The sequence below is a fragment of the Salinivibrio sp. HTSP genome, from assembly GCF_003390965.1.
Lineage (GTDB): Bacteria > Pseudomonadota > Gammaproteobacteria > Enterobacterales > Vibrionaceae > Salinivibrio > Salinivibrio kushneri.
Genome location: NZ_PXUD01000013.1, coordinates 85621 through 107094 on the forward strand (window position 1 = coordinate 85621; position 21474 = coordinate 107094).

18 protein-coding genes are annotated in these 21474 nt (G+C 50.3%); 8 read left to right on the plus strand and 10 right to left on the minus strand.

Features of this window, described 5'->3' with window-relative positions:
• Positions 1-138: 138 nt before the first annotated feature.
• Together C7A19_RS03045 and C7A19_RS03050 are read right to left on the minus strand one after the other, a co-directional pair.
• Positions 139-789: a DUF2987 domain-containing protein gene (locus tag C7A19_RS03045; protein WP_069362400.1), complete on the minus strand. Its 651-nt coding sequence runs from the start codon at positions 787-789 to the stop codon at positions 139-141.
• 30 nt (positions 790-819) lie between these two features.
• Entirely contained in the window at positions 820-1647 is an 828-nt protein-coding gene (locus C7A19_RS03050) for a hypothetical protein (RefSeq protein WP_069362399.1), read from the minus strand.
• 271 nt (positions 1648-1918) lie between these two features.
• On the opposite strand from C7A19_RS03050, the gene potA reads away from it, so the two are divergent.
• From potA to potC, 3 genes are read left to right on the plus strand one after another with little or no spacing between them, the layout of a single operon-like run.
• Positions 1919-3034 (plus strand): spermidine/putrescine ABC transporter ATP-binding protein PotA, encoded by a 1116-nt coding sequence (gene potA / locus C7A19_RS03055; protein WP_116644122.1) that lies wholly within the window; start codon positions 1919-1921, stop codon positions 3032-3034.
• Positions 3021-3872 (plus strand): spermidine/putrescine ABC transporter permease PotB, encoded by an 852-nt coding sequence (gene potB / locus C7A19_RS03060; RefSeq protein ID WP_069362397.1) that lies wholly within the window; start codon positions 3021-3023, stop codon positions 3870-3872. Before potA ends, potB begins: the two co-directional genes overlap by 14 nt.
• Positions 3869-4639 carry a spermidine/putrescine ABC transporter permease PotC gene (gene potC, locus C7A19_RS03065; RefSeq protein ID WP_116644123.1) on the plus strand — a complete coding sequence of 257 codons (771 nt, stop codon included), beginning with the start codon at positions 3869-3871 and terminating at the stop codon, positions 4637-4639. The genes potB and potC overlap by 4 nt, the downstream gene beginning before the upstream one ends.
• A 58-nt stretch (positions 4640-4697) precedes the next feature.
• Here potC and cobB read toward each other — a convergent pair whose 3' ends face one another.
• A complete protein-coding gene (gene cobB, locus C7A19_RS03070) occupies positions 4698-5414 on the minus strand; it encodes a Sir2 family NAD+-dependent deacetylase (RefSeq protein WP_077459078.1) in 717 nt (238 codons plus the stop codon).
• 188 nt (positions 5415-5602) lie between these two features.
• On the opposite strand from cobB, the gene C7A19_RS03075 reads away from it, so the two are divergent.
• Positions 5603-6322 (plus strand): DUF3581 family protein, encoded by a 720-nt coding sequence (locus tag C7A19_RS03075; protein ID WP_116644200.1) that lies wholly within the window; start codon positions 5603-5605, stop codon positions 6320-6322.
• 67 nt (positions 6323-6389) lie between these two features.
• Positions 6390-7214: an HDOD domain-containing protein gene (locus C7A19_RS03080; RefSeq protein WP_069362394.1), complete on the plus strand. Its 825-nt coding sequence runs from the start codon at positions 6390-6392 to the stop codon at positions 7212-7214.
• 55 nt (positions 7215-7269) lie between these two features.
• On the opposite strand, the gene C7A19_RS03085 is transcribed toward C7A19_RS03080, so the two are convergent.
• A complete protein-coding gene (locus C7A19_RS03085) occupies positions 7270-8172 on the minus strand; it encodes a LysR family transcriptional regulator (RefSeq protein ID WP_069362393.1) in 903 nt (300 codons plus the stop codon).
• Between the two features lie 177 nt (positions 8173-8349).
• Between C7A19_RS03085 and C7A19_RS03090 the strand changes: the two genes are divergently transcribed.
• Both C7A19_RS03090 and dld read left to right on the plus strand, forming a co-directional pair.
• The gene (locus tag C7A19_RS03090) at positions 8350-10041 is read left to right on the plus strand and encodes an L-lactate permease (RefSeq protein WP_077459080.1); all 1692 of its coding nucleotides are present in this window, start codon (positions 8350-8352) and stop codon (positions 10039-10041) included.
• A 103-nt stretch (positions 10042-10144) separates the two neighbouring features.
• Positions 10145-11935, plus strand: a complete 1791-nt coding sequence (gene dld, locus C7A19_RS03095) for a D-lactate dehydrogenase (protein ID WP_116644124.1) — start codon at positions 10145-10147, stop codon at positions 11933-11935.
• A gap of 40 nt (positions 11936-11975) precedes the next feature.
• Here the strand turns inward: dld and C7A19_RS03100 are convergent, their stop codons facing one another.
• The 3 genes from C7A19_RS03100 to hrpA form a co-directional block, all read right to left on the minus strand.
• Entirely contained in the window at positions 11976-12833 is an 858-nt protein-coding gene (locus C7A19_RS03100) for a DNA ligase (protein ID WP_077459082.1), read from the minus strand.
• Between the two features lie 179 nt (positions 12834-13012).
• The gene (locus tag C7A19_RS03105; protein WP_116644125.1) at positions 13013-13642 is read right to left on the minus strand and encodes a murein L,D-transpeptidase catalytic domain family protein; all 630 of its coding nucleotides are present in this window, start codon (positions 13640-13642) and stop codon (positions 13013-13015) included.
• Positions 13643-13822: 180 nt separating this feature from the next.
• Entirely contained in the window at positions 13823-17659 is a 3837-nt protein-coding gene (gene hrpA / locus C7A19_RS03110) for an ATP-dependent RNA helicase HrpA (protein WP_235614257.1), read from the minus strand.
• Positions 17660-17988: 329 nt separating this feature from the next.
• On the opposite strand from hrpA, the gene C7A19_RS03115 reads away from it, so the two are divergent.
• On the plus strand, positions 17989-18453 hold the full coding sequence (locus C7A19_RS03115) for a TerB family tellurite resistance protein (protein ID WP_069362387.1): 465 nt from the start codon (positions 17989-17991) through the stop codon (positions 18451-18453).
• Positions 18454-18471: 18 nt separating this feature from the next.
• Here C7A19_RS03115 and btuD read toward each other — a convergent pair whose 3' ends face one another.
• The 3 genes from btuD to C7A19_RS03130 all read right to left on the minus strand — a co-directional run bounded on the left by btuD (position 18472) and on the right by C7A19_RS03130 (position 21328).
• Positions 18472-19245: a vitamin B12 ABC transporter ATP-binding protein BtuD gene (gene btuD / locus C7A19_RS03120; RefSeq protein ID WP_102505287.1), complete on the minus strand. Its 774-nt coding sequence runs from the start codon at positions 19243-19245 to the stop codon at positions 18472-18474.
• A complete protein-coding gene (gene btuC / locus C7A19_RS03125; RefSeq protein ID WP_116644127.1) occupies positions 19242-20225 on the minus strand; it encodes a vitamin B12 ABC transporter permease BtuC in 984 nt (327 codons plus the stop codon). The genes btuD and btuC overlap by 4 nt, the downstream gene beginning before the upstream one ends.
• A gap of 62 nt (positions 20226-20287) precedes the next feature.
• The gene (locus tag C7A19_RS03130) at positions 20288-21328 is read right to left on the minus strand and encodes a succinylglutamate desuccinylase (protein WP_116644128.1); all 1041 of its coding nucleotides are present in this window, start codon (positions 21326-21328) and stop codon (positions 20288-20290) included.
• Positions 21329-21474: the final 146 nt, after the last annotated feature.

The following is a 21474-nucleotide window of genomic DNA, read 5'->3' on the forward strand; positions in this document are numbered from 1 at the left end:
AATCATAGTTGGCGCTAAATGGCCTGCTAATAAAAACGCCCACTTCAGACAGTGGGCGTTTTTTGTCGTTTCAATCTTCTACATCATAGTGTGCATTATGTCTTTGAAGCTCAGTACAGACTTGAAGCCTCTACCCGTTTATCCGTTTTTAGGCAACCAAGGCGACACTTTGATGGGGGCATCTGGCAGCGTTAACGTGGTGCTATCGCCAAGACGATTAACATCGATAATGGCTTGGTGAGCATCGATGGGATATTTATTCCCCTCACTGCTGGTCACCGCGCCGGTCACCGAGGGCGCAAAATGTAGAACCACGCCCTGCGCCTTAGGCATAAACCAAGAAGCAAACATCCCGCCTAAGTTTTCCATCATGGTGTCCATCTGAGGCAACCAGCCCTGGATCTGCTGGCTAGTTAATTGCTTTCCTACGGGCTTATCAACCAACACTTGGAACGAGATATCACAGTTTCGATCGGCGGGCGTTTCAACAAAAACATCCGGATTCACTTTGCGGAGCTGGTTATCAAGAGGAAGCGGTAACGCTTGAGAGGCTGGGATATCAAACGCTTCATAATGTTCTTCCTTGCTCATCCATGCGCGAGAAATCGGACAAACCTCTCCCGACTCGGCCGAGACCATAAAGTACGCCACGCCAATATCAGGGTGCCCTTCCTCTACGTTATGTTTAAGCTGAGTAAATAGCTTGCTGTAGCTAAAGCGGTATGTATCGGCACTGGCCGGGACACTCACCATTCCCAGCATAACCAGTACACTGGCTAGTTTTTTCATCGGAACTCCAGTTGCAGGCTTAAAGCGGAATTAGGCGTCAAAGGTGTCTTGGTCAGGTGACGACGAGTTAGTCGTACTATGTGACGCCCCTTCTTTATTCTCATTTTGTGACACTGTCACCTCGACACCAACGCCAAACATTTCTCGGTAAATCACACCTTTAACGTTGAAGAGAAAGGGTAACGCCCAAACCAAGGCAAAGCCAGCAGTGGCAAAAGAAATGAGAAATAGCACGCCTACAACCGCATAGATGGTTGCCATTTGGAACAATTTCTTGTTTACCGCTCGAAAGGATACGGTAAGTGCTTTAACTGGCGTGAGACGCTTTTCACAAATCAATAACGGCGACATGGAAAATGCCATCGCAACATACAGGCTCAGCAATGGAAAAATCATACTCGCCACACTTTGCAGTGTCGCTGACAGGCAGATCACCACCGTCACGGGCAACGCAAATACCAACCCTTTTAGCAAATGGCGTGGTTTAGAACGAAACCCTATAGCGTGACTCAAGCCCATTAAGCTCGCCCCCGCATATAATGGCGCAATCAGAACCTCAGAAGTAAAATTCGCCAACCACACAGATGAAATCATATCTGTGGTCAGCTCACGTTGACCGACCAATGCCTCAAATAAATGCGACGGTGCCCCCAACAACAACGTCAGCATCAGCATTAAAATACCTATTTGAGCCGCGAATAGGCACAAGGTGGCGGGCAAAAACGACCAGAAGTGCTTGAAGGTCTGAGAGAAGGCTTCTTTGATTATCTCAAATGGATCGAGCCGGTAGCGACCGTTTAGCGCCGTTTCTACCGACCCACCGATATGTAAAGCATTATTGTATTCTTGTTGACTCATAATCGTTATCTATCATGACTAATGCACCCAGTATATCTGACTGTAACCCATAGCCAAAAACCATTCTGACAAATAAGGAAAAATAACCAGATTGGCTTTGCGTAGATAATGGTCTGGTTTAGGCTGGATACCTTAATGGACAACAGAGACACAAGTGCCAACACGCGCGAAAAACTGCTTTAACTTCGATTGCCACGCGTCTATTATGCGCCGTCTGTTTTATGGGTACGAATGTACAAGACAATTTGCCAGGTAGAGAGAGAACGAACCATTGAAGCACGCAAATGTATCTCACAAACCGGTTGTCGAGCTCGAGTCACTAACCAAAAGTTTCGACGGCAAAGAAATCATCTCCCGTTTCAACCTAACGGTCAATAACGGAGAATTCCTAACTATCCTTGGCCCTTCAGGCTGTGGCAAAACAACAGTGCTCCGTTTGATTGCGGGGCTGGAAGATGCCGACAGTGGCGCTGTCGTTATCGATGGTAAAGATGTCACTAACCTGCCAGCAGAAAAACGCAATGTAAACACTGTCTTTCAAAGCTATGCCCTTTTCCCACACATGACAGTGTTTGAAAACGTCGCTTTTGGCCTACGCATGCAGGGCGTGGATCATCACCAGATTGAACCTCGAGTGATGGAAGCGCTGCGAATGGTACAACTTGACCATTATGCCTCTCGTAAACCTCATCAATTGTCTGGCGGACAGCAGCAACGTATCGCAATCGCACGTGCCGTGGTGAATAAACCGAGCGTGCTCTTGCTGGATGAATCCCTTTCTGCACTCGATTACAAACTGCGCAAACAAATGCAGATGGAGCTGAAACAGCTGCAGCGCAAGCTTGGGATTACCTTTATCTTCGTCACCCACGACCAAGAAGAAGCCCTCTCGATGTCAGATCGTATTATCGTTATGCGTGATGGCGAAATCGAGCAAGACGGCTCACCGCGTGAGATTTATGAAGAGCCTAAGAATTTATTCGTGGCACGCTTTATTGGCGAAATCAATGTGTTTGATGCCACTGTCATCAAACACATTGATGACAAGCGTATTTGGGCCCGGGTTGAATCTCGTGAGTGTGAGGTTTATTGCAAGCTCGATGTGCATCCGGGTGACGCGATCAAGGTATTGCTTCGCCCTGAAGACATCCGCTTAGAAGAAATTCATGGCAATGCCGAGCCCAATGGTATTGTGGGCTACGTACGCGAACGAAATTACAAAGGCATGACCCTCGACTCGGTACTCGAGTTGCCATCAGGGCAAACCGTGATGGTGAGCGAGTTCTTTAATGAAGACGATCCTGACGTTGATCACTCTATCGATCAGAAAGTAGCTCTGACCTGGGTAGAAAGCTGGGAGGTGGTATTGGCCGATGAAAAAGCTTAATCTGCAAACCGCCATCGTAGGCTTGGTCGTGGGTTGGTTGCTGGTCTTTGTTTTTTTACCCAACCTAATGATTATCGCGACCAGCTTTTTAACCCGCGATGACGCTGATCTCATCGAGATGACCTTTACGCTGAGCAATTATGCAAAACTGCTCGATCCGCTCTATGCCAAAGTGGTCTGGCACTCATTCTACATGGCGGCCTTGGCGACCCTGATTTGCCTACTGATTGGCTATCCATTCGCGTTTATTATCGCCAAAATGCCGAAAAGCACACGACCTTTGATGCTGTTTTTAGTGATTGTCCCCTTTTGGACCAACTCTTTGATCCGCACGTACGGGCTAAAAATCTTTCTTGGTACTCGAGGGCTGCTCAATGAGAGTATGATGTGGCTTGGCTTAATAGAACGCCCCGTTCGCATCATGTATACCGAATATGCGGTGATGGTGGGCCTTGTCTATATTTTGCTGCCATTTATGATCTTGCCCTTGTATTCGAGCATCGAGAAACTCGATCGTAGCTATTTGGAGGCGGCGCGTGATTTAGGTGCCAATAAACTCCAATGCTTTTTGCGGGTGATCCTGCCACTGACCACACCCGGCATTATTGCCGGCAGCTTGCTCGTGATTCTCCCTGCGCTAGGCATGTTCTACGTCTCGGATTTGCTCGGAGGCGCAAAAAACCTACTGATTGGTAACGTGATTAAAAGTCAGATTTTGAACGTTCGCGATTGGCCGTTTGGCTCAGCGGCCAGTATTTCTCTGACAGTGTTAATGGGGCTGTTGCTGTTTGCGTATTGGCGTGTGGGTAAGTGGATGAATCGCAAGGAGGCATTATGATCCGGTGGCTTAGAAACAGCTTTCTCTACTTGGTTTACGCCTTTCTCTACATCCCTATCCTGGTTCTGATCGTTAACTCGTTCAATGCCAGCAAATTCGGCATGAGTTGGAAAGGCTTTACCTGGGAGTGGTATGGGCAGCTGATCAATAATCATAGCCTGATGCAAGCGGCGGGTAACTCATTAACCATTGCGGTCTTTTCTGCTAGTGCTGCCGCCATTATTGGTAGCTTGACCGCCGTCGCCCTCTTTCGCTACCGCTTTCGTGGCAAACAATTTGTCAATGGCATGCTCTTTGTGGTGATGATGTCCCCGGACATTGTGATGGCTATTTCGTTATTGGCGCTATTTGTGTTGATGGGCGCACAACTGGGCTTTTTGACCCTACTGCTTTCTCATATCACCTTCTGCTTACCATTCGTAGTGGTCACTGTTTATAGCCGCTTAAATGGCTTTGACGTAAAAATGCTTGAAGCGGCGCGTGATTTAGGCGCGAGCGAATGGGTGATCCTTAGCAAGATTATTTTGCCACTGGCGGCACCGGCGGTCGGTGCAGGTTGGCTACTAAGTTTTACCCTTTCGCTGGACGACGTCATCGTTAGCTCGTTTGTGACAGGGCCAAGCTATGAAATTTTGCCATTAAAGATCTATTCGATGGTAAAAGTGGGCGTGTCACCAGAAGTGAATGCGCTTGCCACCATCATGTTGTTGGTCTCATTGGTGTTGGTTATGTGCTCGCAGTGGCTCGCGAAAGACAGGTTAAAGTAACCCGTGCGCTAGGGCTGCTATTCCACCAGCAGCCCTTTTCTATCTGTATCCTCTTGCGTTACTGCTCCAGTGCCAAAATTTCCTCCACCAGCTTAGGCACGAGCGTGCTCGCCTTCCCGTAACGCCGCTCATTAAATTCACTTTCCACGGCGCTGGGCTCCAAGTTTATTTCAATAGTGTGCGCACCATGCATTGCCGCTTCGTGCACAAACCCTGCCGCGGGATACACCGCCCCAGAGGTGCCAATAGAAATAAACAAATCCGCTTGATTAAGGGCATCATGAATTTTCCCCATTCCCAGAGGCATCTCTCCGAACCACACCACGTGTGGTCTCAGCGGAGCGGGCATCTGGCAACAATGGCAGTGATCGGACACCTGAATATCGCCGGTCCAATCGATGGTTTGCTGCGAGTGGCTACAACGCGCCTTTAACAGCTCACCGTGCATATGAATGATACTGTGTGTGCCCGCGCGCTCGTGAAGATTATCAATGTTTTGGGTCACAACAAGCACAGTGGCCTCGGTTTCCTGCTCTAGGCGTGCCAGAGCCTCGTGGGCCGGGTTGGGGGTGATTTCTCCTTGTAACTGGCGCCGACGATCATTATAAAACTGCTGAACAAGGGTCGGGTTTCTCTCAAAACCCTCAGGCGTTGCAACGTCTTCAATATGATGCTCTTCCCAAAGGCCATCTTGATCTCGGAAGGTTCTAATCCCTGACTCTGCAGATATGCCCGCACCTGTCAAAACTACGATGTGTCGATAAGGGAATGCCATACGTCGTTCCTATGCCGTGACCTGTTTATTGAGTTTATAACACGCTCATGCTTACCATTGAAGTAGTAAGGCTTTAGACCTTAGTCGTTGACTCTAATCACAAAAGGGCAATGCAACGACTGGCTAGACCAATGCCGCGCGTCGCTTGAGTTACAATGTCTGCTTATTTCTCGCATCTGTTAACCATTATGAAACTAGAAGATTATTACAACGAGCAAGATGGCAAACTGATTTTTACTCGCCAGCAAGCAAGTGACTTTGCTAAACGTATCGCCGGCGACTTTAACCCGATTCATGACACAGACGCGTCACGCTTCTGTGTGCCTGGAGATTTGCTGCTTTCTATCTTATTGGCTAAAACAGGGATCAGCGAGCAAATCGAGATTCAATTCAATGGCATGATCAGTGCCAACACGCCCTTATCGATTGTCGACACAGGCGACAGCGTTACCGTCATCGATGATAACCAAAAGCTTTATCTCACCATGACACGCCATGGTCAGACACGTCACGATAAAGCATTAGCAACAGAGATCGCCGAGCACTACGTGCAGTTTTCCGGTAAGAACTTCCCGCATATCATGGTGCCACTGATGCGGGAGCAACAAATGATGATCAACACGGAACGTCCTTTAGTCATGTACGAGAAAATGAGCTTGGCGTTTGATGATCTCGCAATCAACTCTGCCGATGTCGCTTTATCAGATTCGGTGATGCACGTGAGCGGCAAACGCGGAAAAGTCGATCTTGCCTTTGATTTTATTGTCGATGGGCAGCGTGTGGGACACGGATGCAAAACCATGGTGGCCAGTGGTTTGCGCCCCTACTGCGAAGAGGCCATTCAAAACCTGGTAGACCGATTTAATGCCAGAAAACAGGCTTACTGCGCCACCCCCGCCACAGAGTAATTTTCTTCCCTAAAGCCTTTGGCTCTGATCTATAGTTAAATCAGAGCCAACGCTGAAGGAAGTTGTTATGGAATCCAGTCGCTTAGTCGAGCTTATCGATCGTCTCCCCAAGATCCCCAAAGTCGTGCAAGAGTTGATTGAGTTGGTCAACAGCCATGACGCTGAGCTTAATCAAATCGCCGAAAAAATCGCCTACGACCAGGTCATCTCCGCGCGTGTGCTTCGCTTGTCTAATTCAGCCTATTTTGGTCGCGCCCGTAACGTGGGCTCTGTCAACGAGGCGGTTATCCGGCTTGGTTTGGGCCCTGTTAGAACCCTGGTGGTGTCTAGCGCACTGATGAGTGCTTTTGACGTCGATGACGAAGTGGATATGGATGCCTTTTGGCAACACACGTTCGAAATTGCAACCTTGAGTAAAGCCCTGGCACATGCATTAAGAATGGACGGTAACGAGGCATTCACTGCAGGGATGCTCCATAATCTCGGTGAGTTGCTGATCATGACCACCGCTTACGACAAGTTAGACCGCATTAATCTCCATATGGAAGCGGGTAAGCCCAAGCAAGAGGCACAGCAGCTTATTTTGGGGATCACCAGCGCCGAGTTAGGTGGCGAGCTGGCACAAACTTGGAATTTTCCTCAAGGGCTAAGCGATGCGATTCGTTATCAGTTTTCTCCCGTACACGATGAGCAGTTTTCGCCATTGGCGGGCATACTTCGCTTAGCCAATAAAATCGACGTCGCTTGGGGGGAGTTTGTTACCACCGACTCCAAGCTCGATTGGCTCGAACAGCAGCTCGAGTACAACATTCTCGGTTTGCCTAAAACCGTGGTCGCGAATATCGACGATGTCATTGGCTCAGGGCGTGAAATGGCCAAAATGCTTAAATAGCGCCTCTAACAGCTATCGCATGGGCTCAATCTATGAGCCCACGGCGCGATACTTCCTAAAAGCAATGCTGAATGGCAAGGTATTTATTGCGGATGTGCTCTATCAGCAAACGCACTTTTTTAGGCGGCTGGCGAGTGAATGGATATACCGCATAAATCCCGAGCTTTTTGCCTACTTGGTCAGGAAAAAGATCAACCAATACGCCCTGCATCAAGTCGTCATAGACTAAACACCGCGGTACATACGCGATGCCATGGCCACTTAGCGCGCCTTGTCGTAAGGCGATGGGGTTGTCGGTCGAAAAATTACCGGCCACTTTAATGACTTGGTTTTTATGCTCGCCTTTAAACTCCCAGTCACTGGCCCCCGTGGTTTGGTAGGCATATTGCAAGCAATTATGTTGTTTTAACTCAATCGGATGTTGCGGCCGGCCATGACGCGCAATATAGCTGGGTGCCGCACACACTACCCATTGTGAGTCGATAATATGGCGTGCAATTAAGCTAGAGTCCTCGAGGTAACCGGTGCGGATAACCAAATCAAAGCCTTCATCAATTAAATCAACAAAGCGATTGTCCAGCGACATATCAATGTTAAGGCCCGGATATTGCCCACAAAACGCTGCCACCGCTTCAGCGAGTAATAGCTCGCCAGAAATGGTCGGCACTGAAATTTTAATCTGGCCGGTTATTGACTCCCCGAGCCCTGCGACCGCATCAAAGGCCTCATCAGCGGCCTGCTTCACATTTTTTGCACCTTGATACAAGGTACGCCCGGCATCGGTCAGTGTCAGTTTGCGCGTGGTGCGATACAAAAGCTGCACACCTAAGCCTTCTTCGAGTTTTTTAATCCGCTTGCTAACTACGGAATTTGTCAGCGAATTTATTTCCGCTACCTTGCTAAAAGAGCCACATTCGGCGACTTGAGCAAAGAGGACGAGATCATCTGTTTTCGGCATATTATGTCAATTATGGAAGTAATTATTTTCATTATTTCCATATATCAGAAAAATGCAAACGCGTAATGTCACATACGGTTAACATCGAGTCACCGAGCTGTCAGCAAAATAACAACACATCGGTGACTTGTTTATTCAACGTGATTCAACGGAAGAGACACCTAATAAGGAACACCTATGACAGATACCCTATACGCCCTCATCGCGTTTTCACCCATCGTGGTCGCGGCGATTTTACTGGTCGGCTTAAATTGGCCAGCTAAAAAGGCGATGCCCGTTGCCTTTATCATGACAGTCTTAATCGCACTCTTCCAGTGGCAGATGAGTGCAGCACGTGTGTCGGCCTCCATCGCACAAGGCTTGATCATTACGGCAGCCGTCCTTTGGATCGTGTTTGGTGCCATCCTTTTGCTCAACACTTTAAAACACACCGGCGCGATTACTGTAATACGTAACGGCTTTACCACCATTTCCGATGACAGACGCATTCAGGCCATCATCATTGCATGGTGCTTTGGATCTTTCATCGAGGGCGCATCAGGTTTCGGTACGCCCGCCGCCATTGCCGCGCCGTTGTTGGTCGCCATCGGCTTCCCTGCTCTCGCCGCAGTTGTCGTCGGTATGATGATCCAATCGACGCCGGTCTCCTTTGGTGCGGTCGGCACGCCTATTATTGTGGGCGTCAACAAAGGGTTAGACAGCCATGCGATTGGGCAAACGCTCACCGCTAATGGCAGTGATTGGGCGACCTACCTGCAATCTATTACCACGCAAGTATCCTTTATTCACGCGGTGATTGGCACACTGATGCCTTTGCTAATGGCAATGATGTTGACCCGCTTTTTCGGCAAGAATAAGAGCTGGAAAGAAGGCTTAGAGGTAGCGCCGTTTGCGATTTTCGCCGGGTTAGCTTTCACCGTTCCTTATGCCCTCACCGGCTGGTTGTTAGGACCTGAATTCCCTTCATTACTCGGTGGTCTGGCAGGGATCGTGTTGGTCACAACTGCCGCACGTAAAGGCTTTTTAGTCCCGAAAAATCAGTGGGATTTTGATGATGAGTCGACCTGGCCGAGCCATTGGTTAGGCTCGCTGAAAATGGATCTCAAGGTTCAAGAAAAACCGATGAGCATGGCCATGGCCTGGACGCCCTATGTGTTGTTGGCGGTTTTCTTGGTGATCAGCCGCGTCAGCCCGACGGTCAAAACGGCACTAACCGATGTCAGCCTTGGTTTCTCCGCGTTGTTTGGTGAAACTGGGGTCAACGCTGCCATTCAGCCGCTTTATCTGCCAGGCGGCATCCTTGCGTTCGTGGCTTTGTTAGCCGTGTTGCTTCAGGCGCGTCAATTGTCGCCGCTGTTAACCGCGGCGCGTGAATCGAGTAAAACATTGATTGGTGCCGGGTTTGTGTTGGTGTTTACCATCCCTATGGTACGTATTTTTATTAACTCAGGCGTGAATGGTGCCGATTTGGTGAGTATGCCGGTCATGACCGCACGCTTTGCGGCCGATTTAGTGGGAGATGGCTTCCCAGCGTTGAGCGCTACCATTGGCGCATTGGGCGCTTTTATTGCAGGCTCCAATACGGTGTCCAATATGATGTTTAGCCAGTTTCAGTTTGAAGTGGCACAAACCTTAGGAGCATCGACCGTAGTGGTGATTGCCCTGCAAGCCGTCGGTGCGGCAGCCGGCAATATGATCGCTATCCATAACGTGGTCGCCGCATCCGCGACGGTCGGCTTACTCGGCCGTGAGGGCGTGACCCTGCGTAAAACCGTCTTACCCACGCTTTATTACCTGATTGCCGCCGCTGTCATCGGCATTGTCTTGGTCAATGTGTTGCAGTTTGCCGATGTCCTCTCCGGGGCGTAATCTTACATGTTATTGGCCGAGCCACCTCTCGGCCTTTCTCTCCACAAGCGGGCCAGCTAGGCTGACCCCAGCCTTTGTCGTAACGTAAAGGAAAGGAACGCTTATGAACACCCCATCACGTTTGTCGTCATCACAGCAACAAGCATTTATTTCCACCTTAACCGACATCGTAGGCAAGAATAACTTACTCACTGAGACAAACCAGACCCAGCATTATCGGACTGGCTTTCGCTCGGGAGGTGGTCCTGCGCTCGCCGTTATTTTTCCCACCTCTTTAGTGATGCAATGGCGGGTGCTCCAAGCCTGTGTCGACGCGGATGTGGTGATGATCATGCAAGCCGCGAATACGGGCTTAACCGAAGGCTCAACCCCCAAAGGTAGCGACTACGATCGTGATGTGGTAATAATCAACACCACACGCTTAGACGGATTACAGCTTATCGATAACGGTAAGCAGGTACTGAGTTTTCCCGGCACAACATTGCATCAGCTAGAGCAGACGCTCAGGCCTCTTAAGCGCGCGCCGCATTCGGTCATCGGTTCGTCGTGCATTGGCGCATCGATTGTTGGTGGTGTGGCCAATAATTCCGGCGGCGCGTTGGTTAAACGCGGCCCGGCTTATACCGAATATTCATTATTTGCACAGTTAAATGAGGATGGTGAGCTAACGCTGGTGAATCATTTAGGCATTGCCCTGGGTGATGATACAGAAACCATTCTTTCGCGCGTTGAGCGTGGTGATTACACAGCCAGTGATATCACCTATGACGCGCGTAAGGCGTCTGCAGATGACTACGAGCAAATCTTGCGTGATGTCGATGCTGACAGCCCCGCGCGCTATAACGCCGACAAACACCGCTTACATGAAGTGAGCGGCTGTGCAGGGAAACTGGCTGTCTTTGCCGTGCGCCTTGATACCTACCCGATCCCTGAACGTGAGCAAGTCTTTTACATTGGCACTAACAACCCAGATGTGCTCAATACATTGCGTCGCCGTGTACTTACCGAGCTTTCACACTTGCCTGAAGTGGCGGAATATATGCACCGTGACGCCTTTGATATCGCTGAGCGTTACGGAAAAGATGTGTTTTTAGCGATTGGTCGACTGGGCACGGATTCAATCCCGAAAATGTTTGCCTTGAAAGCAAAAATAACAAATTGGTTAGATAAGGTGCCGTTACTGCCTAACGCATTACCCGATAAAGTGATGCAATACGCCAGTCAGCTTTTTCCGCAGCACTTACCCAAACGTATGCTCGCGTTTCGCGATAGATTTGAGCACCACCTAATATTCAAAGCCTCAGAGGAAGGAATCGAGGAAGCTTCGGCGTTTTTAAGCCGTTTTTTTGCCGAACACGCAGACAGTGATTACTTTGCCTGTAGTGAGGATGAAGCGAAAAAAGCCATGCTTCACCGCTTTGCCGCAGCCGGGGCGGCGATTCGCTACCACACGATGCACAGTCGCGATGTGGAAGACATTCTCGCGTTAGATATAGCCCTTAAGCGCAACGAGACCGAGTGGGAAGAACACTTGCCCGTCGAGATAGAACAAGAGATGGTGGCCAAACTTTATTACGGGCACTTTTTCTGCCACGTCTTCCACCAAGACTATGTGGTGAGAAAAGGTGCGGACGTGTCGGCAATTAAGGCGAAAATGCTAGCTTTGCTAAATGAGCGAGGCGCCAAATACCCAGCCGAGCATAATGTGGGACACCTTTATGCCGCGGAGCCGGATTTGGCTAATTTCTATCACCAGTTAGATCCTACCAACAGTTTTAACCCTGGGATTGGAAAGACCGGGAAGAAAAAATACAGTGTTGATTGCCAGTGCTTAGACCACCAACTGCGCCCTCGCGCAAGTCAGGACTCGTCACCCGCCACGCACGAGCACTAAACCGACCGACAACCCCGCCAACCGTTTGGCGGGTTCTTTTTTAACGCGTTGGTTTCTCGTGAATAAAACGCGCAAAGCGTGGGATGCCTTTTTGAGTGACACCGTTGTGGCGTACCAAGATAGTACTACCAATCTGTGGTGGATCAGCCCGTTGCGCATCACTAAAGCCCGATCCCACGCTAAACTCGGTGCCGTCAGCCAGGCGTACTACCAGAGAGCCCATCAAGCCTTGTAACCGCCCTTTTCCCGGATTCACTCCTACCACAGTCACTTCTTTTTCTTGGTAGGTTTTCAACTTAACGACGCTGTCTACGCGCTGCCCCACATACACACTATCAGGATGATGCAGCATCAAGCCTTCACCGCCCGATTCATCAATAGCAGAAAGCTGTGCCTCGAGTTCATCATTGTCAGTCACCGGCGTTTGCTTTACCAAGGCTAAGAACGGCGATGCGCTATTTGTGACTATCTTTTTCAGTGCTGCATAGCGAGCAGAAAACGGGCCGGGTTGATCCGGTAAATCAAACGCATAAAAACGAACGCTCTGCCACGCGTCAGGATCCGGTTTATCGTCCAACACGGTACGCAACACAGTTTGAAACCCACCTCTTCCGGCCCATAGCTCACCATCTAAAGGCGTGGTTGGCAGCGATTGAATCAATCTATCCGGTGCGTGAATGAGATTTCCTTGTCGGGTTAAGAGTTGCGTGCCGGTCCAATAGGCGCGGATCCCATCCAGTTTTTCACTGACCCAATAGCCACGATAGTCGTGTTCGGCAATCTGTCCGTCAATACCATGCATCAGCGCTGGTGCAGACGGTGCAGCATCAACATCACTGGTGGGAAACAGGGTAAATGCGGAGAGTAAGCACAAAGTAAAAGGATTTAGGCGTGCCATGGCATTCCTCCTTAGTGGTAAGGAGCATAGACTAGCGCGATAAAAGGCGTATCAACATGCCTTTATTTTTTCGTGGTAGAGAATTAGCGTTCACGGTGAACAATGCGCAGGTGTTACATCCTCCACCGTGAAATAACTCGTGAAACCTCGTCTAGTACGACGTCTTCGTATCCTCACTCTTAGCTGGCAAACGCATAGATAAAGGTGCCGTTTTTGATCGCATCAATCACGCGGGCCGATAAATAGCTAGGTAACGCCGGGCAGCCCCAGCTTCGGCCTAATTGGCCGCTTTGTTTAATCACCTTAGGGTGCGCATAATCGGCACCGTGTATCACAATCGCCCTTGCGCGCGCATTATCGTTTAATCCCTTGGAAAGGCCATCTAAACGCAGTGAGTAGCCGTGCTTACCATGATAGGTTTCCGCCGCACGATAGACCCCCAATGATGTTTGCAAGGAATTAATCTGATTCGAAAAACGCTTTGCGTAAAGGGAGCCACTGTTTTTGCCGTGTGACACGTAGGAACGAAATAACACTTGACGCTTTTTCACATTGATCACCCAAAATCGCTTTTCTGACGAAGGTTTGCCATAGTCAATTAGCGTCATTACAGGTTTGCGGCTACGGTTATGGGCAAAGTGGCGATACGCATCTGCGAAGGCCTGGTATGACACCTCCCCAGCGAGATTGAGAGATTGGTACAACCCACTGACCTCATCTTTAAAACTGGCCCAAACCGAGGTTGGCATGCTGATCGCCAATACATACAAAACGATCCGATACCAAGGGGCCACACCTGCTTGTTTCATTTTTTGCTCCTTTCTTGCCACGGCAACACGAACTACCGAGCGGTCTGTCGTTCGTATTGACAAAAACAAAAACCGTGCCATATGACACGGTTTTGATTACTTATTGATATTTATATAAATTATTTCACGTCGACGCTTTGCCCGTCTTCATCTCATCCGCAGCGGCATAAGCTTGCCGGGTTATATCGCCGCAATGGCGTTTTTAATCCGCTTATCCGAGACAGGGTAAGGCGTGCCGAGTTGTTGCGCGAAATAGCTCACGCGCAGCTCTTCAATCATCCAACGAATCGCTTTCACCTCATCAGGCACAGGCTTTCCTTTAGGCACCTTGTTCAGCAACGCCTTATAATCATTCATCACCGATTCAATCTTGAGCATGTGGTTGCGATCGCGGGTTGGATCCACGGGGAGCTTTTCCAATCGACGCTCGATTGCTTTCATATAGCGCAGAATATCGGGTAAGCGTTGCCAGCCTGATTCGGTGGCAAAGCCCTTGTAAATCAGCCCTTCTAGTTGGGCTTTGATATCCGACATCGCAAACGCCATCGAGAGATCCACTTTGCCTTTGAGTTTTTTGTTGATATTGAACGCGTGCGTCAATATTTGTTCGACCTGTTGCGCGATATCCACGACGGTATCGCCTAGCTCCGCACGCACCGTCTCTTTAAGCGCCTCAAATGCTTGCGCCTCCCAGGTTAAGCCGCCGTGTTGCGCAATGAGCTTATCCACGCCACAGGCGATGCAATCATCGATCAAATCCAACACACGTCCATATGGATTAAAATACAGACCGAGTTTCGACTTGTTGGGCAAATGCGCATGTAGATATTTAATTGGCGATGGCACATTGAGCAAGATCAGCCGACGTTGACCCGCTTGCATGGCTTTTTGTTGCTGGTATTCGGTTTCGAATAGACGAATCGCTACACTGTCTTTTTCATCCACCAAGGCCGGATAGGCTTTGACTTCAAAGCCATGCTTTTTCTGCTGATAACGCTGAGGCAATGCCCCAAAGCTCCATTGGGTGATCCCTTGCTGCTCAATATCATCGTCCGCGACATCCGATAAGGTCGCTTGTACTTTGTCTTTTAGCGAGACTTTGAGTGTGTTTAAGTCTTCGCTTTCAGCCAAGGTGCGGTTTTTATCATCGACCACGCGGAACTGGATGCGCAAATGCTCGGGGAGCTGGCTAAAGTTCCAACTGTCGCGCTCAATGGTGACACCGGACATCTGCTTTAAGGCTTTTTCCATGCTATCGAGCAAGGGCGCTTCCATGGGCGTCACCCGCTGTAAGATCGCATCGGCATAGTTTGGTGCGGGTACAAAGTTACGGCGTAACGGCTTGGGTAGCGATTTAATCAGCGCGACAATCAGCTCGTGACGAAGCCCGGGGACGTGCCAATCAAACCCTTCCTCTGATACCTGATTAAGGATCGGCAGTGGGATATGCACCGTCACCCCATCGTGGTCTTGGCCAGGCTCGAATTGGTAGCTCAACTTGAGTTTCAAGTTGCCTTGATGCCAAAAATTGGGGTAATCCAGCTCCGTGACATGGCTGGCGTCGCCTTGCAATAGCATGGCTTTTTCAAAGTTGAGCAGGTCCGGATTGTCTTGACGTGCCTTTTTCCACCAGGTATCGAAGTGACGCCCACTGACCACGCTGTGATCGAGGCGCTGATCGTAAAAGTCGAACAAGGTATCGTCGTCTGCCAAAATATCGCGCCGGCGAGATTTGAGCTCGAGCTCCTCCACTTCCGCCAGCAGCTTTTGGTTTTGGCGGAAGAAAGCATGCTTGGTTTGCCAATCCCCCTCAACCAATGCCGAACGAATAAACAGCTCACGGCTGAGCACCGGATCGATGGCGCCATAATTGACTTTACGGCTCGCCACAATCGGGATCCCGTATAGCGTGACCTTCTCACTGGCCATCACCGCCGCTTGCTTGCGTGACCAATGTGGTTCACTGTAGCTGCGCTTAATCAAATGCTGCGCCAGTGGCTCCACCCATTCGGGTTGGATACGCGCGACAATTCGCCCCCAAAGTTTGGAGGTTTCAACCAGCTCGGCCACCATCACCCATTTAGGCTGCTTTTTGAAAAGCCCAGAGCCGGGGAAAATATGGAACCGTGCATTCCGCGCGCCTTGGTATTCATTCTTTTCTTGGTCTTTCAGGCCAATGTGGCTCAATAGCCCGGCAAGCAGAGCCATATGAATGGCCTGATAACTGGCGGGCTCTTGGTTAAATTGCACCTTCTGCTCTTTCATCACCTGGGTGATTTGATAGTGGACGTCTTGCCACTCTCGCACGCGCAAGTAGTTGAGGTAGTCTTTTTTGCACTGCTTACGGAACTGATTGTTCGATAACGCTTTTTGCTGCTCTTTGGCGTAATCCCAAAGGTTTACATAGGCTAAAAAGTCCGATTCTTTATCGGCAAAACGACGATGTTTTTCATCCGCTTGTTGCTGCTTATCGGCAGGTCGTTCACGCGGGTCTTGGATTGCCAAGGCCGCGGCAATCACCATCACCTCATGTAAGGCACCATGCTTAGGTGCCTCAATCACCATACGTGCCAAACGCGGGTCAATCGGCAGTTTGGCCAAGGTCTTACCGATGGCGGTCAGTTTACGTTTGTCTGTGGCTTGGCCGGGCTTAATCGCGCCCAGCTCTTCAAGCAAGCGGACACCATCTTTAATATGACGGCTGTCAGGCGGTTGAACGAACGGAAAGGCTTGAATATCACCAAGCCCTAGTGCCGTCATTTGCAAGATAACGGAGGCTAGATTCGTCCGCAAAATTTCTGGATCGGTAAATTCCGGACGGCCTAAAAAGTCCTCTTCGCTATACAGACGCACACAAATGCCTTCCGATACACGGCCACAGCGTCCTTTACGCTGATTAGCACTCGCCTGTGAAATCGGCTCAATCGGCAGTCGCTGCACCTTGGTCCGGTAGCTATAGCGAGAAATCCTCGCCGTGCCGGGATCAATCACATACTTAATGCCCGGTACGGTTAGTGAGGTCTCAGCGACGTTGGTGGCCAGTACAATCCGGCGTCCCGAGTGAGATTGGAATACACGGTTTTGCTCGCCAGCAGACAGTCGCGCGTATAAGGGTAAAACCTCGGTATCACGCAGTTGACGGCGCTGAAGGTGCTCAGCGGTGTCGCGAATTTCACGCTCACCGTTCATAAAAATCAGGATATCACCCGGCCCTTCAAGGCACAGCTCATCAACCGCATCGCTGATCGCTTCCAGCTGGTCACGATCGCTATCGTCCTCTTCCACCAATGGGCGGTAGCGCACTTCCACCGGATACGTTCGGCCAGACACCTCTATCATAGGCGCATTATTGAAGTGCTTGGAAAAGCGCTCAGGATCGATGGTTGCCGAGGTAATGATGACTTTGAGATCGGGGCGCTTAGGCAATAACTCGCGCAAATAGCCAAGAATAAAATCGATGTTTAGGCTGCGCTCGTGGGCTTCATCGATAATGATGCAATCGTACTGATTCAGATACCGATCGTGCTGGATTTCGGCCAGCAAGATCCCGTCCGTCATCAGTTTGACTTGCGTCGACTCCGAGACTTTGTCGTTGAAGCGCACTTTATAGCCCACGCTGCTGCCTAACTCCACGTCAAGCTCTTCAGCAATCCGTGAGGCGACCGAGCGCGCGGCCAAGCGACGTGGCTGAGTGTGACCAATGGTACCGGCGACACCTAGCCCAAGCTCCATACAGATTTTGGGCAGCTGAGTGGTTTTACCTGAGCCCGTTTCCCCCGCAATGATCACCACTTGGTTGTTCGCGATTGCCTCGGCAATGTCATCTTTCTTCTGACTAACAGGCAGTTCTTCTGGATAGCGAACGGTTGGCGTACTGGCTTGTCGCGACAACAAACGCTGCATACTCTGCGCCATCTCTGCGGCGATTTGGTCGTACACCGCCTGTTTGGCGTCGTCTTTTTTGATTTTTTGCGCGCCGTGGATGCGCTTTTTAAAACGAAAACGGTCTTGCAGCATACAATCGTTTAGCGCTGCAAACAGTGTCTCTGGCGTGTTGTGATGACGTGAACTCAAGGCGATTCCTGCTTACTGCTTAATCTTTTAAGGCGTTTATCAGTGTCACAGCCGATAAATAAGGTTGATTGGTGTCGCATCCTATCACAAAGTAAAAAGAATCAAAGCGGGATGGGTGAGGCTGCGTGTCATTGAGTGACCCGCCCTCTATACCATACCGGTAATAAGTAAACGCTGAGCGCATTTGCGACGTATTGTCTAGCAAATGGCCAAACCGCGACAGTGTCTGAATAAACCAATCACAATTTCGCTCCGCAGTGAGGAGAGTGACCATGCTTAAACAACTACTGAATAAATTAGAGTCGGCGCTGAACGCTGATATAGGACAATCGGGTCAGCAAGCGGGGCTATCCCTCCACCAAGCGATGGCGGGGCTATTAAGTGAAGTGGCGATGGCCGATCACGATATCGACGAGCGCGAGAAGGCCACGAAACGTGATCGAATATGCCAGCTCCTTTCCCTGGACACCGCACAAGCTGAGCAATTGTTGGACGATGCAAGGCAACACAGTGAGCATGCGACCTCGCTGTATGAATATACGGATAAACTGCGCGATCTTGACCCACAAGCGCGGATAGCTCTAATCGAGGCGATGTGGTCGGTGGCGTATGCCGATGAAAATATCGACCCGCTCGAAGAAGCGGTGATCCGTAAAACCGCCGAGCTACTTTATGTGGATCATGCCGAGTTTATTCGCGCCAAGCTTAATGTGATTGAAAACGACGACGAAAGCTAGTTTTTAAGATATTCACACTCATGCCGAAGACGCGCGCATGATCACCGGGCCATTGGCGGTCGATACTTGCTCTAGCGGGGTGGCAAAAACATCTGAAAGCAGCTGATCGGTCAATACTGCCTTCGGTGGGCCAAGCGAAACAATACGCCCTTGTTGAAGCACCACCACCGTATCCGCGTGCTCAAGGGTACGGTTTAAGTCGTGATTGGCCATGATAATCGCAATCTCCTGCTCTCGCGCCAAGGCGGTTATTTCTTGATAAATCACCGCCTGTTGCGCGACATCGAGCCCAGTTGACGGCTCATCTAGCAACAGTAAACACGCATGTGGATTTAACGCTTTTGAGACTTGCAATAAAACGCCCGCCAAACGCACCCGCTGCCACTCACCGCCCGATAAGCTGTCTATTCTTCGGTGGAGCTTGTCGCTGATGGCCAAGCGAGACACCACGTCAGCGACGGCCTTGTCGCGAATCTCACCGGTTGCCAATTGCACACTATCGAGCACCAGGTTGAGGTATTCAAATACCGCCATGACAAACGCGGGGCGCTGTTGTTGCATCAGGTATCCCCGCACTTGCGCCAAATCGTATCGGGTTTGTCCTGATACCGGTTGCCCTTGCAGCCAAACACTCCCCGATTGCGGCACTTCCAAGCCCGACAAGAGTTCCAGTAACGTGCTTTTACCACTTCCGTTGGGGCCGATAAGGTGTACCACTTGCCCGGCCTCAACCGATAAAGATATCGGCAGCAGACGTGGTGCTAAGCTTAAGTCTTTAGCGTCAACGATCATCCCGCCCTCACCAACATCCAAATAAATAATGGCGCACCAAGCACACTGGTCACTACCCCCACCGGCAGTTCCGCTGAGGGAAGAATAAGTCGGCCAACGGTATCGGCGCTGACCAATAATAGCGCCCCTGCCAACGCAGACATGGGTAACAAGGTACGGTTACGGCTGCCGAGCCAAAGGCGTAAGTAATGCGGAACAATGAGGCCAATAAAGCCAATAACACCCGCCACAGCCACAGACACCCCGACTAAAACGCTGATTAAGGCGATCAATTGCCAACGTAGTTGATGTGTGTCTAGCCCTAATTGCTGCGCCTGAGACTCGCCGAGCATAAGCTGGTCAAGTTTATGCCCGTATCGCCACAATAATGCAATACAAGGTAAGGTCATTGTCAGTATACCCACATGCTCCAATCGCATGCCGGACAGCGATCCCATTAACCAAACCATTAATTGGCGCAAATTAAAGTCAGTGCTGAAGTAAAACGCCAAGGTGACGCCTGCCCCCGCCAAAATGCTAAGCGCAACACCGACCAATAAAATGCGAGCCGTCGCTAGAGCGCGACGGGCTAATATCACTAATATAAAGGTAAACAAGCTCGCGCCCAACATGGCAGCGACGGCCATACTGCCACTCGACGTCCAAGCCGGCGCGAGCAACAACAGTAAGACCACGGCGATGCTTGCGCCGCCGGAAATGCCTAAGACACCTGGCTCCGCCAGTGGGTTACCCAATAGCACTTGTAAACTTGCCCCAGCCATCGCCAGTGAGGCGCCTATCATCACACTGACTAGCACACGAGGGAGGCGAAGTTGTAGGAGTAACTGCTGCTCTAATGTTGAGCCGGGCGCAAAAGGATTGATCCATATTTCGCCCACACTCAGTGCAAGCCCACACACCAACAAAAGCAAAGCCGAGAAAGTAAGTAACGCGCGCCGCCAACGGCTCTGTTGGCGGGCGGTAAGTTCTGACACTCGCATGCGTCATCCATTAAAACAATACTGCGACGCACTTTACCGACTGATTCCCCGCTTGAAAAGCGCTACGCCGAGGCTTTTTGTGGTGCGTGCACATAGATCGGTTGATTGACAGTGGGCTCAAAGGGGGTGGCGAGTAATCCAGCCCGATGACCAACGTGGACATTCGCGTTTGGAAAGATCACCACTTCACCGTCGTGTTCAGCATAGATTTCTTGTCCCTGGTCGGTGGCCAATAATGCCCCCTGCTCGAACGGTGTAAAGTTTTTAGCCGATGAGGGAAAAGTGAGCGCGAATTGATCGGTGTGCTTGGTCAAGGTTCGCGTCACACGGTAAAAGCGCATCGGCGCTAATTCAGTCGGTAATGTGGCGGCTTTGAGTAAGCCTCGTAAGGTGCGAGCAAGCGGCTCGTACTCACGCATATCATTTTCAAACAATGGCGCGACCCGGCCCATTTCTAAGGTGGCAGCCAGCGCACCGTGGTGGTTGGTGCTATACCAACTAAAGGTAGGTGATGGCGATTGGGAAAGGACAGTGGCATCCATTTTGGCGTCATTGAGTAATGCGGCCAGTGGACGTACATCTCTCGCGGTCGGCGTGGTGGGGATCACACCAAACATATAATGATAGGACTCACGAATCGCACTGTGTAAGTCAAGATGCCAACGGGTCATCTCGGTTGACTGAGTTGCAAAGAAGTCGCTCACGGCTGTTTGCAATTGGTTAGCAAGATAGTGCTCTTCATTCTTTTCTTCATTCCAGCCACCAAATAGACGATTAAGGTTATCTTCAATAAAGCGAGTGTGCGCTTTAATCGCTTCGGCATGACCAATAATCAGTAATAGCGGCACATTGGGGATAAATTGCTCTGACAAGATATCGGCGAGTAGCCGGTCAATAAGCTCGATGGGCGCGGTTTCGTCACCATGAATGCCTGATGACAATACGACGCAACGCGAAACCTTGGCGACATCGGGCTGTATCGAAATAATACCGGGGGCACTGTGATTGACGGTGAGCGAGCCCACTCGCCATGAGTCTGGGGTAAAAGCGTGAGGTGCAGTCAATGCGGCATCAATAAAGGCACCTGGGCGTGCTGTCAGCATAATGCTTCCTTTTATTACAACTAGACAACAAAACGTTACAGCGAGATAACCAATAAACCCAGTGTTTTCCCCTCACAATGTGATCATGTATAGACAAATTAAAAAGCCGTGGCGCATCGGCACACGGCTTTCTAGTGTGGTATCGT